The organism is Parviterribacter kavangonensis (assembly GCF_056863335.1).
Genome location: NZ_JBXPJA010000001.1, coordinates 346,104 through 361,318, shown reverse-complemented (window position 1 = coordinate 361,318; position 15,215 = coordinate 346,104). Strand labels below are relative to the sequence as shown.

Sequence of the window (15,215 nt, the reverse complement as noted above, 5' to 3'; positions counted from 1 at the left end):
ATCGTGCGCTCGGCGGGACCCGTACGGTGCCGCGTCATGCCCGACGATCTCTCGCTCGAACGCCGCGACGGCGTCGCCATCCTGACCCTTCGCGCGCCCGACCGCCGCAACGCGCTGAACGTCGCGATGGCCGACGCCATGGTCACGGCGTGCGAGGAGATCGACGCGGACCACTCGATCGGCGCGGTGATCGTCACCGGCGAGGGCTCCTACTTCTGCGCCGGCGGAGACCGCGCGCAGCTGCGCGAGGCGGGCGAGGACCCCGCCGAGCCCGGCCGCTACGACGCGCTCGGCCGCATCTACAACGCGTTCGCGCGCGTGGGCGCGCTCGAGCCGCCGACGATCGCGGCGATCCGCGGCGGCGCGGTCGGCGCGGGCCTCAACCTCGCGCTCGCCACCGACCTGCGCGTCGTCGCCGAGGACGCGAAGCTCCTCTCCGGGTTCCTCCCCATCGGCCTCCACCCGGGCGGCGGCCACGCGACGCTGCTGACGAGGCTCGCGGGCCGCGAGACCGCGAACGCGCTCCAGCTCTTCGGCGCGACGGTCACGGGCACCGAAGCCGTCGCGCTCGGCCTGGCGTGGGCGGCCGTCCCCGCCGACGTGGTCGAGGCGAAGGCGCTCGAGCTCGCCGCGGTCCCCGCCGCCGACCCCGAGCTCGCCCGCCGGACGGCCCGCTCGATGCGCGCCGTCGCCGGCCCACCCGCGCTCCCCTGGGCCGCCGCGCTCGAGCTCGAGCGCTCGTCGCAGATGTGGTCCATGCGCCGCAAGGACCTCGCGTCGTCCTAGCGCGGGTCGTCGGCGAGCAGGCCGAAGTGGACGCCGTCCTGCCAATCGCCGTGGCGGTCGTAGGCACGGCGCCGGACGCCCTCCTCGGCGAACCCGGCGCGCGCGAACGCGCGGCGGGCGGCGGCGTTGAAGCCGTAGACCTCGGCCTCGATCCGATGGAAGCCGTGCTGGTCGAACAGCCGGCGTGACAGCTCGCGCAACGCGCCGACGGCGAGGCCCCGCCCCTGCCGGCCGGGATCGATCGCGACGGTGTGGATCCCCGCGATGCGGCTGCGCCGGTTCTTCCTCGTCCAGCAGGCGACGCCGGCTCGTTCGCCCTCGTCCTCGATCACGAGCACCTCGCTCTCCGGGTCGTCGAGCGCCTGCTCGGCGAGCGTCGACAGCGACGCGGCGATGCGGTCGTCGCGCAGCAGCGCGACCATCCACTCGCGGTCCTCGCCTGTCGCGGGGCGCAGCTTCACGCGGCCGCGTCGAGCTCGGCGACGAGCTGCTCGACCCGGGCGCGGATGTCGTCGCGCGTGGCGCGGACGTCGTCCACCGAGCGGCCCTTCGGGTCGGGGAGCTCCCAGTCGACGTAGCGCTTGCCCGGGATGTACGGGCACGCGTCGCCGCAGCCCATCGTCACGACGACGTCCGCTCGTTCGGCGAGCTCGTCGGTGAGCCGCTGCGGCCGGCGATCGGAGAGGTCGATGCCGAGCTCGTCCATCACCGCGATCACCGGCGGGTGGAGGTGGGCGCCGGGGTCCGCTTCGCTGCCCGCGGAGTCGGCGGTGTGCCGGCCGGCGGCGGCGCGTTCGAAGAGCGCGCGGCTCATCTGCGAGCGGCCGGCGTTGTGCAGGCAGACGAAGAGCACGTGGGCCATCAGGCCTCCCCTCGGACGAACTGGTAGGCGACGGCGCCGAGGCTGGTGCCGAGGACCGGCCCGACGATCCAGATCCAGAAGTCGTCCCACGCCCCCGACGCGAGCGCGGGGCCGAACGAGCGGGCCGGGTTCATGCTCGCCCCGGACACGCCGCCGCCGACGAGGATGTCGAGCAGCACGACGCCGCCGATCGCGATCGCGGCGCCCGCGCCCACGGCGCGCGTGTCGGTCGCGACGGCCATGATCACGAACATGAGCAGGGCGCTCAGGATCGTCTCGACGACGAGCGCCGAGCCCGTGCCGACGCCGATCGCGTTCGCTCCCAGGTTCCCCGGCCTGTCCGGCCACACGGCGAGCAGCAGCAGGCCCCCGAGCGCCGCTCCGGCGAGCTGGCCGCCGATGTAGGACGCCGCCTCGCGGCCCGGGAAGTGCCGCGTCAGCGTGAACGCGATCGTCACCGCCGGGTTGATGTGCGCACCCGAGAGATGCCCGACCGCGTAGACCAGCGCGAGGATCGCCAGGCCGGACACCGCCGCCTGAGCGGGGAGCCCGAGGTCCGCCTTGCCGGCCGCCGCCGCGGCCGCCGCTCCGCCGACGCAGAAGATGAGCGCGAACGCCGCGATCGCCTCCGCGGTCACGCGCCGCGCGAGGGTCGGCCTCGTCACGCGTGGACCCCTACGTGGAGGTGGCGCAGCAGGCTTCGACGGTCGAGCAGCACTCCGACTCGCTCTCGCCGCCGCAGCCGCACGACGCCTGCTCGGCCATCGCGAGGCCGCCCTCGCCGTGCTCCTCGGTGTCCTCGTGGGTGGCGAACACCTCCCACGGCGTCCCGTCGGGATCGCGGACCCAGATCTTGTCCTGGCGGGCGTAGCAGCAGGTCGTGTCCATCTCGTCGAAGGCGGCCAGGCCGGCGGCGACGAGGCGCTCCTTGGCGGCGAGCACGTCGCCGGCGCTCTCCACCTGGATGCCCGCGTGGTTGAACGCGCCGAGCTCCGTGCGCTGCCCCTGCGTGAGCGTGAAGTTGAGGGCGGGGTCGGCCACCGAGAACTTCGCGTAGCCCGGCTTGCGCTTCTCCGGCTCGACGCCGAACAGCGCCTCGTAGAACGGGATCGAGCGCTCCACGTCCGTGACGGTCAGCGCCAGGTGAGGTCTCAGGACAGCCATGCGCGAAGCACCTCCAGGGCGTCTTCGTTGATCGAGTAGTAGGCCCACTTGCCGCGCCGCTCGACCTCGATGAGCCCGCCCTCGCGGAGCTTCTTGAGGTGATGCGACATCGTCGGCTGCGAGACGTCGAAGAGCGGCTGCAGATGGCACTGGCAGACGTCGCCGTCCGCCTCGCGCAGCAGGTCGAGCACCTGCACGCGGATCGGATCGCCGAGCAGCCGCGCCACCTCAGCGACACGCTCGGCGCGCCTCGTCATATCGACGGTCTTCGATGGGACCACGCCGGGAAACGTTCCATAGACGATCGTCTATGTCAACGTCCATGAGAGGATCGGCGAGCCGATGGAGATCGCCTACGTCGTCTATCCGAAGTTCACCGCGCTCGACCTGGTCGGCCCGTACGAGATCATCAGCCGCTGGCCGGGCGCTTCGGTGCACTTCGTGGCGAGCTCGGCCGACCCCGTGACGACCGATCGCGGCATGACGATCGTCCCCACCGACACGCCGGAGACGCTCCCACAGCCGGACCTCATCGTCGTCCCCGGCAGCGAGGACCCCTTGTCCGTGCTCGAGGACGACGTGCTCATCGGCTGGCTCCGGGCCGCCGCACCCGGCTGCGCGTGGACCGCATCGGTCTGCACCGGCGCCGGGCTGTACGCCGCGGCTGGGCTGCTCGAGGGCAAGAGGACCACGACCCACTGGGCGTTCCGCGACAACCTCCGCGCGATGGGCGTCGACGTCGTCGGAGACCGCGTCGTGTGGCAGGGAACCCACGTCAGCGGAGCGGGCGTCTCCGCCGGCATCGACATGGCGCTGTCGCTGACCGACCGGGTCCACGGCCGCAAGCTCGCCGAGGCACTCCAGCTCGGCATCGAGTACGACCCGCAACCCCCGTTCGCCGCCGGCTCACCCGACACCGCCAGCGCGAGCACGCTGCGCCTCGGCCTGAAGATCATGCTGGGCGACCGCCCGCTCTCGCAGGTGCGCGCGTACAGCCGTCACATGTTCGGCGCCCGCGCGACGCGCCTGCGCCGCCGCCTCCCCGGCGGCAGCGCCTGAACGCCGTCACGTGCGCAGCGGGGCGCTTCCGAAGGGGGCGCTGAAGGCGCGGCACCAGATCACGACGGTGGTGTCCGGGACGCGGGCGGTGGCCGGGAGGTCGTACTGCTGGTTCCCGCGGTTGCCCTTGAGCGGTCCGAGGTCGAGGACGCCGTCGGCTCCTCCGTCGTGGCCGTCTCCGGGGACGAGCCGGACGCGGAGGTCGGGGCCGGCCGACGTCTCGAAGCCCTGCAGCGTCAGGAAGCGGCGGCCGTCCGGCAACCGGACGACCGCGGCGGTGCCCGTCGTCGAGTGCTCGTGCGACACGAAGTCGCCGCGCGCGACCGGTGCGCCGGTGACGATCCGCTCGTCGACGACGCGGTCGCGCAGGGTCGTGACGCCGAGGTAGGCGGTGACGAGCGCGGCGGTGAGCAGGTAGCCCGCCCAGACGCCGAAGCGCACCGTGCGGAAGCGCCGGCCCAGGACGAAGGCGGCGGCAGCGGCCGCGAGGAACCACGCGCCGGTGAGCGCCATGGACAGCCGGTAGTCGTCGGTGATGACGCCGCCGGCGACGAGCACGCCGGCGATGACGATCGCACCGACGCCGGCGAGGCAGACGAGGTTGAGCGCGAGACGCATGCATCACCGTCCGGAGCAGCGCCGGTGACGTTACGCCGCGTAACGCCCGGGTGCCCCGGCGCGACGAGGCGCCATGGCCACCGTCCGCAGTCGCCCGCTCGTCGAGACGCTTCGCGCCGCAGCGCTGGAGGCGTCGTTCGCTCCGGAGGCCGGCCTGCTCGGCACGTCGCTGCGCCACGACGGCGAAGAGCTGCTCGGGCCACTTGGCATCCCGTTCCTGCACCCGTGGGCGAACCGCCTCGAGAGCGACGTCTACGTCGCCGCCGAGCGCTTCGCCGAGGTCCCGCCGGACGCCCCGCGCGACGAGCACGGCCTCCCCATCCACGGCGTGGCGCCCCGCGCGTTCCGGGTCACGGGCCGCTCGTCGTCGTCGCTCGAGGCGGTCCTCGACTTCGACGACCCGGCGTTCCCGTTCCCGCACCGGGTGCAGCAGCGCGTCGAGCTGACGCCGTACGCGCTGCGGATCTCGACGACCATCCGCGCGACCGCGGCTGGCAGCGTCCCGGTGGCGTTCGGCTTCCACCCCTACTTCGCGCCGCCCGGCGACGCACGGCCCGACTGGCGGGTCTCGCTGCCCCCGCGGCGCCGGCTGCTCGCGGACGCGCGGCTCATCCCGACCGGCGAGCGCATCGCCGAGCCCTTCGAGCGCCGCGCGCTCATAGAGCGGACCTTCGACGACGGCTACGACGGCCTCGGAGGCGGCGCCGCCTTCGCGGTGGAGAGCGGCAGCCGGCGCATCGAGGTGGTGCTTGAGTCCGGCTACCCGTGCGCGCAGGTGTACGCGCCCGCGGACGACGGCGTCATCTGCTTCGAGCCGATGACCGCGCCCGCCAACGCGCTCATCTCGGGCGACGGCCTGACCGTGCTGGCGCCAGGCGCCGTGTACCGCGCCGCGTTCGCGATCCGGGTCATGGGGTGAGCGCCATGGATGCCCCCTCCTTCACCGACCTCCTCGTCGTCTGCGCCGTCGCCTTCGCGGCCCCGTTCGCACTCGGGCTGGCGCCTCGCGTCCGCGTTCCCAGCGTCGTCATCGAGATCGTCGCCGGGATCCTCATCGGCCCGTCCGTGCTCGGCTGGGTCGTCGTCGACCAGACGATCGAGGTGCTCGCCCTCATCGGCCTCGCCTTCCTGCTCTTCCTCTCCGGTCTCGAGATCGAGTTCGATCGCCTCAAGGGGACGGTGCTGCGATTGGCCGCCATCGGCTGGGCCGCGTCGTTCGCGATCGCCGTCGTCGTCGGCCTCGGGCTGAACGCCGCCGGGCTCGTCGATTCGCCGCTGCTCGTCGCGATCGTCCTCTGCGCGACGTCGCTCGGCGTCATCGTCCCCGTGCTCAAGGACGCGGGCGAGATCGGCTCGTCCTACGGCCAGCTCATCGTGGCCGCGGGATCTATCGCCGACTTCGGCGCGATCATCCTCCTGTCGCTCTTCTTCTCCGGCGAGGGCGGCGTCGGGTCGACCGTCGTCCTGCTCGTCGGTCTGGCGCTCGTCGGCGCCGCCGTCTTCTTCGCCGTCCGCCGAGCCGAGCGCTCGCACGCGGTGATGAGCGACCTCGTGCGCCTGCAGGACACGACCGCGCAGATCCGCGTGCGCGGCGCCGTCGTGCTGATGGTCGGCTTCGTCGCGCTCGCGGAGTCGCTCGGCCTCGAGGTCATCCTCGGCGCGTTCATGGCCGGCGCCATCCTGTCGCTGCTCGACCGCGACGAGCTCATGACGCACCCGCTCCTGCGCACGAAGCTCGAAGCCGTCGGCTTCGGCTTCCTGATCCCGATCTTCTTCGTCGCCAGCGGCGTCCGCTTCGACCTCGACGCGCTCCTCGACAAGCCCTCCAACCTGGCGTTGGTACCTGTGTTCCTCGCTGCGCTTGTCGTCGTGCGTGGTCTCCCCGCTCTCCTCTACCGCGGGTTCGTCGGCGGACGCCGCTCGGCGGTGGCCGCGCTGCTGCAGTCGACGTCGCTGCCCTTCATCGTCGCTGCGACGGCGATCGGCACCGACCTCGGGCTGCTCACTGGCGCGCAGGCCGCCGCGCTGATCGCCGCCGGTCTGCTGAGCGTCGTGCTGTTCCCGGCGACCGGGCTGGCGATCCTGAACGGCACCCGCACGGAGCCGGCGCGCACGCCGCCCGACGCCGTCCCGGCATGACGCCCGGAAGCGCAGGGCCGGTGCGCCTCGTCGCGCGCACCGACGCGCACGAGGGCCCGGTCGTGCTCGATGGCCATCTCCTGTTCACGAGCGTCCGCCGCGGAGCGCGCGTCGACGTGCGCAAGGTGGACCTGGAGACCGGAGCGGTGACCACCGTGCGGCGCGACGCCAACGTGGCGAACGGCATGGCGCTCGGCGCCGACGGCCGCCTCGTCGTGTGCGAGCAGGGCACGCTCACCACCCCCGCGCGCATCGCCGCGCTCGACCCGTGGACCGGCGCGACCGAGACGCTGACGGACGCGTGGCGCGGCCGGCCGCTCAACTCGCCGAACGACGTCTGCGTCGCCCGCGACGGGACGCTCTGGTTCACCGACCCGTCGTACGGCCACCTCCAGGGCTTCCGCCCGCCGCCGCGGACCGGCGACCACGTCTACCGCGTCGATCCCGGCGGCCGGACCGTCCTCGCCGCCCGCGGCTTCGCCAAGCCGAACGGCATCGCGCTCGCGCCCGACGAGCGCACCCTGTACGTCGGCGACAGCGAGGCGTGCGTCATCCATGCCTTCGACGTCCGCCGCGGCCGGCTCAGCGGGCGCCGGCTCTTCGCGCGCATCGCCCCCGGCTACCCGGACGGCCTCAAGGTCGACGCGCGCGGCCGCGTGCTCGTGACCTACGCCGACGGCTTGCTCGTGCTCGACCCGGCCGGCCGCCGCGTCGGCGCGCTGCATCTCCCCGGAGCCGTCAACTTCGCGCTCGCCGGCGGCGGGCGCCTCTACGTCACCACCGACACGGCGGTCTGGACCGCCGAAGAAGGAGCGATCCCATGACCGCGATCCGCACCCGCCGCACCATCGACGCCGCAGGCGCCGCAGCCGTCATCGAGGCCGCCGAGGCCGACGCCGACCGGCGCGGCGCCCGCGTCGTCATCGCCGTCGTCGACCCGTCGGGCGAGGTCGTCCGGCTCGGGCGCACGGAGGGCGCGCAGGCGGCCTCGTCACGCGTGGCCGTCGACAAGGCGCGCACCGCCGCGATCTTCGTCCGCCCGAGCCGCGACATCGAGGAGCAGGTCACCGGCGGGCGCCTCGGCGCGCTCGCCCTGCACGGGGCCGCCGCGCTCATCGGCGGCATCCCCCTCACCGTGGACGGCGAGGTCGTCGGCGCGATCGGGACGAGCGGCGAGACGCCGGACGAGGACGAGGCGATCTCGCTCGCCGGCGCGAGCGCGCGCTTCACCGCGAGCGCCGTCCCCGCGCTGACGCGGGAGGGCGCGCAGGCGATCGCCAACGCCGCGGGCGCCATCGCGGCCGAGCGCGGCGTCGCGCCGGTGGTCGCAGCCGTCGACGCCGGCGGCGAGCTGCTGTACCTGCACCGCCCCGACGCCGCGCAGGTCGCGAGCGTCGGCGTCGCGACCGACAAGGCGCGGACCGCGGCCATCTACCGGCGGCCGAGCAAGGACTTCGAGGACCAGGCGACCGGCGGGCGGCCCTCCGCGCTGCACCTCGCCCGCGCGGTGCCGTTGCAGGGCGGCATCCCGGTCGTGGTCGACGGCCACGTGGCCGGCGCGATCGGCGTCAGCGGCGCCTCGTCGGCCGACGAGGACCAGGAGCTCGCGCTCATCGGCGCCGCCGCCCTCGAGCGCGCCGAGGTGACCGCATGAGCGCCACGGTCACGCCGGCCGCGACCGTCGCCCCCGTCCCCCGCCCGCCCGAGCTGCTGCCCGGCCGGCCCGAGGCCGTCGTCGACCTGCAGACCGGCGCGGGCGCCGCGCTCGTCGGCGCGCAGTGGCGCTGGTGCGACGCCGAGGTGCGCGAGATCGACTTCGTCGAGGTGGGCGACGACCTCGGTCCCGGCCGGACGCCGGCGCGCACGTACGACGTCATCCCGCACGCGGAGGACCCCGCCTTCGACGACTCCGGCTGGCGGCTCCTTTCCCCCGAGGAGACGATGCTCCGGCTCGGCCACGGCCGCGTGTCGTTCGGCTGGTACCGCCTCTCGGTGACGATCCCGGAGCGGTTCGCCGGCCACACCGCCGTCTTCGAGATCGTCGTCGACGACTACGCGGAGGTGTGGGTCGACGGTGAGCTGCCGCTCGCGCTCGGCACGACGGGCGGCCAGGTGGTCGGCGGGTTCAACGCTCCCAACCGCGTCCTCCTCACGCGCGAGGCCACCGCCGGCGAGACCTTCTCGCTCGCGGTCTTCGCCATCAACGGCCCGATCTCGGCCTCGCCGCGCAACTACATCTGGGTGCGCTCCGCCACCCTCGAGCTCCACGCGCCGCCCGCCTTCGAGCAGGCGCCGCTCGAGGTGGAGGGCGCGGAGCTCGAGCAGCTGGTCGGCGGCGCGCCGCTCGAGCGGATCGCGACCGGCTTCGAGTTCACCGAGGGCCCGGTCTGGTCGGAAGCCGACGGCACGCTGCTGTTCAGCTCGCCGAACACGAACGCGATCTACCGCTGGTCACCGCTCGGGCGCGTCGAGGTGTTCCGCACGAAGAGCGGCTACACGGGCATCGACATCGGCCGCTTCCACCAGCCGGGCTCGAACGGCTTGACGTTCGACCCGGAGGGGCGGCTGACGATGTGCCAGCACGGCAACCGCCGGATCCTGCGCGTCGAGCCGCACGGCAACACGACCGTGCTCGCCGACCGGTACGACGGGCGGCGCCTGAACTCGCCGAACGACCTCGTCCACCGCTCGGACGGCGCGGTCTTCTTCACCGACCCGCCGTTCGGCCTGCCCGGCGTCTTCGACGACCCGGACAGGGAGCTGCCGTTCTCCGGCGTCTTCATGGTCCGCGACGGCGAGGTCGTGCTGATCGACGACATGCTCACCGGCCCGAACGGGATCGCGTTCTCGCCCGACGAGCGCTTCCTCTACGTCGGCAACTGGGACGCGGAGGCGAAGGTCGTCGTGCGCTACGAGGTCGCGCCCGACGGCGCGGTGCGCTCGCGCGACGTGCTGTTCGACATGACCGCCGCGCCCGGCGAGGACGCGATCGACGGGATCAAGGTCGACATGGACGGCCGCCTGTACGTCTGCGGCCCGGGCGGCGTCTGGGTCCTCTCGGCGGCGGGCGAGCACCTCGGGACGCTGCGGCTGCCCGAGGCCCCGCACAACCTGGCGTGGGGCGATGCCGATCGCCGCACGCTGTTCATCACGGCGGAGACCAGCGTCTACCGCATCCGCCTCGACGTGGAAGGAGCGCCCCGATGAGCATCGGCCTGCGACCGGGCGACGTGCTGCCCGATTACGCGCTGCCCGACGAGAACGGGCACGTGCACCGCCTCTCGACGCTGCAGGGCGACGACCTCATGGTCGTCCACCTCTCGCGCGGCGAGCACTGCCCCTCGAGCGCCAGCACATGAAGGAGCTGCTGCGCCTCCAGGAGTGGGTGCCCGTCGCGTTCACCACGCTCGTCACGATCATGCCGAACACCCAGCACGACGTGTTCCGGATGAAGGCGGCGACGGGCGCGTGGTGGACGTTCCTCTCCGACGACGAGCACATCGTGCAACAGCGCCACGACATCCGCGAGTACACCGACCTCCACCACGACAACGCGGTCGTGCCGCACACGCTCGTGCTCGGCCCCGGCCGGACGATCGAGCGGACGTACTGCGGCTACTGGTTCTGGGGCCGGCCCTCCTCGTACCAGCTGTGGGCCGACTTGCAGGACGTCACCCGTCGCGTCAAGGCGGACTTCGACCCGACGACCGACGAGGCCCGCGCGGCGTTCGCGCCCGCGGCGCTCCACACCTGAATCCACGCCGGGCACGCGAAAGGGGCCGGGGCGCCAAGCGCCCCGGCCCCTTCTTCTTGCGCGGGTCCGGCCGGACTAGATCGCGGCGGCGCCCGTGATCCCCGTCGCGGCGGGCGCGCTGGTGAGCTCCGTCAGCGAGCCGTCATCGCCGATGCGGTAGCCGACGATCCGGCCGCCGGTCTGCGCGTTGCCGGTGCTGACCGCGTAGAGGAAGCGGCCGTTGCGCGACACGTCGAGGTCGCGCGTCGCCGGCAGCGCGACGGGCAGACCCTCGGCGTCGAGGGCGCTCAGCGCGCCGTCGGACGCCACGCGGAACCCGCTGATGCTGCCGGAGGCGTTGCCGGTGTACGCGTACTTGCCGCTCGGCGTCACGGCCACCCAGCACGCCGCGCCGCGGCCGACGAGCAGCGACGACGTGATCGAGCTCAGCGCGCCGCCGGCGCCGAGGGCGTAGGACGAGAACCCGCTCGGGCCGGCCTCCGACACGAGCACGTGACCCTCGCGATCGATCGCGAAGCCGAACGGCACGGCGCCGTTCGACGGCGTGGCGACGGGGGCGCCGAGACGGCCGGACCCGTCGACGGCCAGCGTCTCGAGGCGGTTCGAGAGGCGCTCGCTCACGACGAGGGCCTCGCCGTCGGGCGTGACCGACACCTGCGCCGCCCCGAGCGCGCCGGGCAGGTCGCGGCTCGCGCCGTCGATCTCGGTCAGCGAGCCGTCGTGGCGGGCGCGGAAGCCGGTGACGTTCGCCGTCGCGCCGGAGTTCAGGACGTAGACGCGGCCGGCGCGCTCGTCGATGCTGACCGGCGCCGTCCCGCCCGACGCGACGGTGTCGCGCAGCTCGAGCCCGTCGCGCGTGACGCGGAAGGACGAGATCGTGTTCGAGCCGGCGTTGACCGCGTAGAGCTCGCGGCCGTCGCCCGAGAGCTCGACCGCGCCCTGGCGGCCGCCGAGCGTCGCGAGCCCGGCGCCGCCGGTCGAGAACGTGCCGGCCGGGCTCAGGCGCCCGTCGGCGGACCGGTCGAACTTCTGCACGGCGTTCCCGGCCGGGTCGTTGGTCTGCGTGAACACCGCGCCGGGGTCCGCCATCGCCGGCGCGGCCGTCACGCCAAGGCAGGTGATGGCGGCCGCGGCAAGGCAGGCGCGGCGAGTGAGAGAACGGGACATGGAGGACCTCCAGAAGGGATGGACGACAGGTCCCGAACAGTCCGCCGCGCCGGACTGCTGTTACGCCGTGAAGGCGCCAGTCAGCGGTCGAGGAGCTGGTACGCCAGGCCGGTGCCGACGGCGTAGACCGCGTGGTGGAACCCGTCGATCGCCGCCTCCTCGCGCCCCCACACGGTGATGGGCGGAGCGACGTGCAGCGCGGGCAGCATCACCTGCTCCGAGCCCCACACCGCCGCGAGATGCGTCGCCGTCGCCCTCGCCGGCGAGAACCCGAGCGCGCTGAGCATCCCGCGCGTCGCGCCCCAGCCGGTGCCGTAGCCCCAGTGGACGAGGTTCGAGAACCGGGAGTGCGCGGGCTCGCCGGTGAACGACGAGATCCCGAGCACCTTCGCCGCCGCGTCGGCGGGCGCCGTGGAGAACGGGCGGCCGCGCAGCTTCGCCTCGATCGTCGAGGAAACGGTCATCGCGGCGGTGCCGGCGAGGCCGGCGACGATGCCCTTGCCGAGCGACTCGGCGACGGTGCGGGCGCCGGGGCGGGTCATGCGAGCACCTCCTGCGCGGCCGGGGCCGTCGCACCGAGCCGCTCGAGCAGGTGGTCGCCCACTCGCAGCGCGTTGGCCATGGCCGTCAGCGCCGGGTTCACCGACCCGGACGACGGGAAGAAGCTCGTGTCGACGACGTAGAGGTTGTCGAGCTCGTGCGCGCGGCAGTCGGCGTCCAGGGCCGACGTGCGCGGGTCCTCGCCGAAGCGGACGGTCCCGCACTGGTGCGCCACGCCGGCGAGCGGGATGCGCCCGTCGCGGACCACCGTGTTCGGGATCAGCTTCGGGTGCATGCCGAGCCTCGGGATCAGCCGCTCGAAGCGCCGCAGCAGCCGCTTGTGCGCCTCGAGGTTCGTCTCGGAGTACGCGACGCGAATCCGCCCGTCGCGCTCGAGCGTCACGCGGTTGGCGGGCGACGGCAGGTCCTCGCTCGTCACCCAGAAGTCGACCGCGTGCTTGGCCATGTAGTCGAGCACGAACTTCGGGACGCCGGCCGGCGCGCCGGCCTTCAGGACGTTCTTGTCGCTCTTGGCCAGCATCTGCACGTGCCCGAGCGGCAGGTCATCGCCGGGCGAGCCCGCGTACCAGTCGTTGAACCCGAGGGTCTTCTGGAACCTCGTCGGGTTCGGCTCGCGCGAGATCGCGATGACGGCGCTGTTGTAGTGGCACATGTAGTTGCGGCCGACGACGCCGGAGCCGTTGGCCAGGCCGTGCGGATGCTGGTCGTTCGCGCTGCGCAGCAGCAGCGCCGCCGAGTTGATCGCGCCGCACGCGACCACCACGACGTCGCCCGTCACGCTCGAGCCGTCCTCGAGCACGACGCGCTTGACCGACCGCCCCGCGGGCGACGTCTCGAGCCGCTCGACCTTCGCGTGGCGGCGCAGCTCGACGTTCGGATGCGCGAGCGCCGGGCGCACCGCGAGGACGTGGGCGTCCGCCTTGCCCTCGGTCGGGCACGGGAAGCCGTCGAAGTACTCGCAGCGCACGCAGGCGCTGTTCTCGCGGTCCGCCTCGTCGAGGCGCACGCCGACCGGCAGGTGGAACGGGTGCAGGCCGGCGCGCTCCAGGTCCGCGTGCAGCTGCTCGATGCGCGGCTCGTGCGACACCGCGGGGTACGGGAACGGCTCGCTCGCCCACGGCTCGGTCGGATCCTCGCCGCGGGTTCCGTGCACGTGGTACAGGCGCTCGGCCTCGCCGTAGTACGGCTCGAGGACGTCGTAGCCGATCGGCCACGCCGGCGAGACGCCGCCGAAGTGCCGGACCTCGCCGAAGTCGCGCTCGCGCAGCCGGAAGAGGATCGCGCCGTAGAACTTCGTCTGGCCGCCGACGTAGTAGTGCTGGTGCGGGCGGAACGCCTCGCCGTGCTTGTCGAGCCAGCGCTCCTCGGTCGGGTAGCGCTCGTCGAGCACGACGGCCTGCGTGTCCCAGTTCTCCGGTTCGCGCGGCACGTAGCCGCCGCGCTCCAGCAGCAGGATGCGCTTCCCGGACGGCGCGAGCCGGTGCGCGAGCGTGCCGCCGCCCGCGCCGGTGCCGATGATGATCACGTCGTAGTCGCTCATGGGTCCTCCTTCAGACGAGGGCGAGCGGGGTGCACCAGGCGCCGGTGGCGCCGCGCAGCTTGGGGAAGGTCAGGACGAGCACGAACTCGCGCACACCGTCGGCGGCGAGCGCCGCCGTGTCGAGGTTCTCGACCACGTAGACGCCGTGGTCGACGTTGAGGAGCTGGGGCACCTCGAACGGCCGGGCGGGGTCCTCCGCCGGCACGGGCCCGTAGCTCCAGGTGTCGCAGCCGGTGAGCGCGACGTCGCGCTCGGCGAGCCACCGCGCGACCTCCAGGCCGGGGCCGGGCTCGCCGTCGAGGTAGCGGTCCGGCTCGTCCCACAGCGCCCCGTGCCCGGTGTGGAAGAAGACGGCGTCGCCCGGCTGCGGGTCGATGCCGTCGAGCGCGTCCACGCCGATCACGTGTCCGGCGTCGCGGGCGTCGACGAGCCACCCGCGCGTGACGAACTGCGGCGCGGTCTCGATGCCGTGGCGCGTGGCTCCCTCCGGCGTCGTGTCGGCCCCGAGCGACCAGCCGTCGTGGCCGCGGTCGCCGCGGCGCAGGTGGCAGAGCGCGTCGAGGTGCGTGCCGACCTGCATCGTCGCGGTGACGAGCTCGATGGTCCAGTCGACCTCGTTCTCCCCCAGCCGCGGGCCGGGGTTCGGCGCGAGCGTCTGCTTGAAGTACCGGCCGGGGAACACCGGGATGCCGTCGTGCAGCTCCCGGCCGAGGTCGTAGACGCGCGCGCCGAGCAGGCGGCTCACTCCGACGACCACGGCGTCGCGAAGCTCGGGTACAGCGTCAGGCCGCCGTCGACGAAGATGGTCTGCCCGGTGATGTACGCGCCGTCGTCGCTCGCGAGGAACGCCGCCACGCCGGCCATCTCGTCGGCCTCGCCCGCGCGCCGCATCGGGATGTGCTCCTCGACGGCGCGGCGCTTCTCCGGATCGTCGATCCAGGCGCGGTTGATCGGCGTGACCGTCGCGCCGGGACCGATCGCGTTGACGCGGATCCCCTCGCCGGCGTACTCGAGCGCGAGCGTGCGCGTGAGGTTGTGCATCCCGCCCTTGGAGACCGAGTAGCCGAGGTAGCCCGGCTTGGGGATCTCCTCGTGGACCGACGAGACGTTGACGATCGCGCCTCGGGTGGGTGGGCCTGATCCGCGGAAGTGGCGGATCGCCTCGCGCGCGCAGAGGAACGCGCCGCGCAGGTTGACGTCGATGACCCGGTCGAAGTCGCCGTTCATCAGCTCGTGCGACGGCTTCGAGACCTGGATCCCGGCGTTGTTGACCAGGACGTCGAGGCCGCCGAGCTGGTCGACGGTCTGCGCGACCATCGCGACGACGTCGTCCTCCTTCGAGACGTCGCCGCCGACGAGGACGTCCCTGACGCCCATCTGGCGGACCTGCGAGGTGCACGCGTGCACCTGCGCCTCGGTGTCGGCCGCCTCGCCGGGCTGCCGCAGGTAGTTGATGGCGACGTTCGCGCCGTGCTCGGCGAACCGGACGGCCATCGCCTGGCCGATCCCCGACGTGCCGCCGGTGACCAGGACGTTCTTGCCTTCAAGACCACGCATGGGGCTCC

20 protein-coding genes are annotated in these 15,215 nt (G+C 73.5%); 9 read left to right on the top strand and 11 right to left on the bottom strand.

Annotated elements, in window-relative coordinates; translation table 11 throughout:
- The first annotated feature begins 36 nt into the window (after window positions 1-36).
- Entirely contained in the window at window positions 37-786 is a 750-nt protein-coding gene (locus AC1UE4_RS01795; protein WP_482915508.1) for an enoyl-CoA hydratase-related protein, read from the top strand.
- Here AC1UE4_RS01795 and AC1UE4_RS01790 read toward each other — a convergent pair.
- Genes AC1UE4_RS01790 through AC1UE4_RS01770 form a run of 5 tightly spaced genes read right to left on the bottom strand, consistent with a single transcriptional unit; the run spans window position 783 to window position 3,039 of the window.
- Window positions 783-1,247 carry a GNAT family N-acetyltransferase gene (locus AC1UE4_RS01790; protein WP_482915507.1) on the bottom strand — a complete coding sequence of 155 codons (465 nt, stop codon included), beginning with the start codon at window positions 1,245-1,247 and terminating at the stop codon, window positions 783-785. The genes AC1UE4_RS01795 and AC1UE4_RS01790 overlap by 4 nt on opposite strands.
- Window positions 1,244-1,648, bottom strand: coding sequence for an arsenate-mycothiol transferase ArsC (locus AC1UE4_RS01785; RefSeq protein WP_482915506.1), 405 nt, complete (start codon window positions 1,646-1,648; stop codon window positions 1,244-1,246). The genes AC1UE4_RS01790 and AC1UE4_RS01785 overlap by 4 nt, the downstream gene beginning before the upstream one ends.
- Window positions 1,648-2,313: an MIP/aquaporin family protein gene (locus tag AC1UE4_RS01780; RefSeq protein ID WP_482915505.1), complete on the bottom strand. Its 666-nt coding sequence runs from the start codon at window positions 2,311-2,313 to the stop codon at window positions 1,648-1,650. Before AC1UE4_RS01780 ends, AC1UE4_RS01785 begins: the two co-directional genes overlap by 1 nt.
- Window positions 2,314-2,323: 10 nt before the next feature.
- Entirely contained in the window at window positions 2,324-2,812 is a 489-nt protein-coding gene (locus AC1UE4_RS01775; protein ID WP_482915504.1) for an ArsI/CadI family heavy metal resistance metalloenzyme, read from the bottom strand.
- Window positions 2,800-3,039 carry an ArsR/SmtB family transcription factor gene (locus AC1UE4_RS01770; protein WP_482915503.1) on the bottom strand — a complete coding sequence of 80 codons (240 nt, stop codon included), beginning with the start codon at window positions 3,037-3,039 and terminating at the stop codon, window positions 2,800-2,802. The genes AC1UE4_RS01775 and AC1UE4_RS01770 overlap by 13 nt, the downstream gene beginning before the upstream one ends.
- Before the next feature lie 115 nt (window positions 3,040-3,154).
- Here AC1UE4_RS01770 and AC1UE4_RS01765 point away from each other — a divergent pair, with 115 nt between their 5' ends.
- Window positions 3,155-3,871, top strand: coding sequence for a DJ-1/PfpI family protein (locus AC1UE4_RS01765; protein ID WP_482915502.1), 717 nt, complete (start codon window positions 3,155-3,157; stop codon window positions 3,869-3,871).
- A gap of 6 nt (window positions 3,872-3,877) precedes the next feature.
- Here AC1UE4_RS01765 and AC1UE4_RS01760 read toward each other — a convergent pair whose 3' ends face one another.
- Complete coding sequence (locus AC1UE4_RS01760) at window positions 3,878-4,489, bottom strand: DM13 domain-containing protein (RefSeq protein WP_482915501.1); 612 nt, start codon at window positions 4,487-4,489, stop codon at window positions 3,878-3,880.
- A gap of 73 nt (window positions 4,490-4,562) precedes the next feature.
- Here AC1UE4_RS01760 and AC1UE4_RS01755 point away from each other — a divergent pair, with 73 nt between their 5' ends.
- Genes AC1UE4_RS01755 through AC1UE4_RS01725 form a run of 7 tightly spaced genes read left to right on the top strand, consistent with a single transcriptional unit; the run spans window position 4,563 to window position 10,382 of the window.
- A complete protein-coding gene (locus tag AC1UE4_RS01755; protein WP_482915500.1) occupies window positions 4,563-5,408 on the top strand; it encodes an aldose 1-epimerase in 846 nt (281 codons plus the stop codon).
- 5 nt (window positions 5,409-5,413) lie between these two features.
- Window positions 5,414-6,628, top strand: coding sequence for a cation:proton antiporter (locus AC1UE4_RS01750; protein ID WP_482915499.1), 1,215 nt, complete (start codon window positions 5,414-5,416; stop codon window positions 6,626-6,628).
- 20 nt (window positions 6,629-6,648) lie between these two features.
- Window positions 6,649-7,452, top strand: coding sequence for an SMP-30/gluconolactonase/LRE family protein (locus tag AC1UE4_RS01745; RefSeq protein ID WP_482915498.1), 804 nt, complete (start codon window positions 6,649-6,651; stop codon window positions 7,450-7,452).
- Window positions 7,449-8,282, top strand: a complete 834-nt coding sequence (locus AC1UE4_RS01740) for a GlcG/HbpS family heme-binding protein (protein WP_482915497.1) — start codon at window positions 7,449-7,451, stop codon at window positions 8,280-8,282. The genes AC1UE4_RS01745 and AC1UE4_RS01740 overlap by 4 nt, the downstream gene beginning before the upstream one ends.
- Complete coding sequence (locus AC1UE4_RS01735; protein ID WP_482915496.1) at window positions 8,279-9,835, top strand: SMP-30/gluconolactonase/LRE family protein; 1,557 nt, start codon at window positions 8,279-8,281, stop codon at window positions 9,833-9,835. The genes AC1UE4_RS01740 and AC1UE4_RS01735 overlap by 4 nt, the downstream gene beginning before the upstream one ends.
- Complete coding sequence (locus AC1UE4_RS01730) at window positions 9,832-9,987, top strand: thioredoxin domain-containing protein (protein WP_482915495.1); 156 nt, start codon at window positions 9,832-9,834, stop codon at window positions 9,985-9,987. The genes AC1UE4_RS01735 and AC1UE4_RS01730 overlap by 4 nt, the downstream gene beginning before the upstream one ends.
- Window positions 9,984-10,382 (top strand): hypothetical protein, encoded by a 399-nt coding sequence (locus AC1UE4_RS01725; RefSeq protein ID WP_482915494.1) that lies wholly within the window; start codon window positions 9,984-9,986, stop codon window positions 10,380-10,382. Before AC1UE4_RS01730 ends, AC1UE4_RS01725 begins: the two co-directional genes overlap by 4 nt.
- 75 nt (window positions 10,383-10,457) lie before the next feature.
- Here AC1UE4_RS01725 and AC1UE4_RS01720 read toward each other — a convergent pair whose 3' ends face one another.
- The 5 genes from AC1UE4_RS01720 to AC1UE4_RS01700 form a co-directional block, all read right to left on the bottom strand.
- The gene (locus AC1UE4_RS01720; protein WP_482915493.1) at window positions 10,458-11,549 is read right to left on the bottom strand and encodes a lactonase family protein; all 1,092 of its coding nucleotides are present in this window, start codon (window positions 11,547-11,549) and stop codon (window positions 10,458-10,460) included.
- 80 nt (window positions 11,550-11,629) lie between these two features.
- Window positions 11,630-12,091 carry a hypothetical protein gene (locus AC1UE4_RS01715; protein ID WP_482915492.1) on the bottom strand — a complete coding sequence of 154 codons (462 nt, stop codon included), beginning with the start codon at window positions 12,089-12,091 and terminating at the stop codon, window positions 11,630-11,632.
- On the bottom strand, window positions 12,088-13,650 hold the full coding sequence (locus tag AC1UE4_RS01710; protein WP_482915491.1) for a GMC oxidoreductase: 1,563 nt from the start codon (window positions 13,648-13,650) through the stop codon (window positions 12,088-12,090). Before AC1UE4_RS01710 ends, AC1UE4_RS01715 begins: the two co-directional genes overlap by 4 nt.
- A gap of 10 nt (window positions 13,651-13,660) precedes the next feature.
- Window positions 13,661-14,407 (bottom strand): cyclase family protein, encoded by a 747-nt coding sequence (locus AC1UE4_RS01705; protein WP_482915490.1) that lies wholly within the window; start codon window positions 14,405-14,407, stop codon window positions 13,661-13,663.
- Window positions 14,392-15,207, bottom strand: a complete 816-nt coding sequence (locus AC1UE4_RS01700) for a glucose 1-dehydrogenase (protein WP_482915489.1) — start codon at window positions 15,205-15,207, stop codon at window positions 14,392-14,394. Before AC1UE4_RS01700 ends, AC1UE4_RS01705 begins: the two co-directional genes overlap by 16 nt.
- Window positions 15,208-15,215 lie beyond the last annotated feature (8 nt).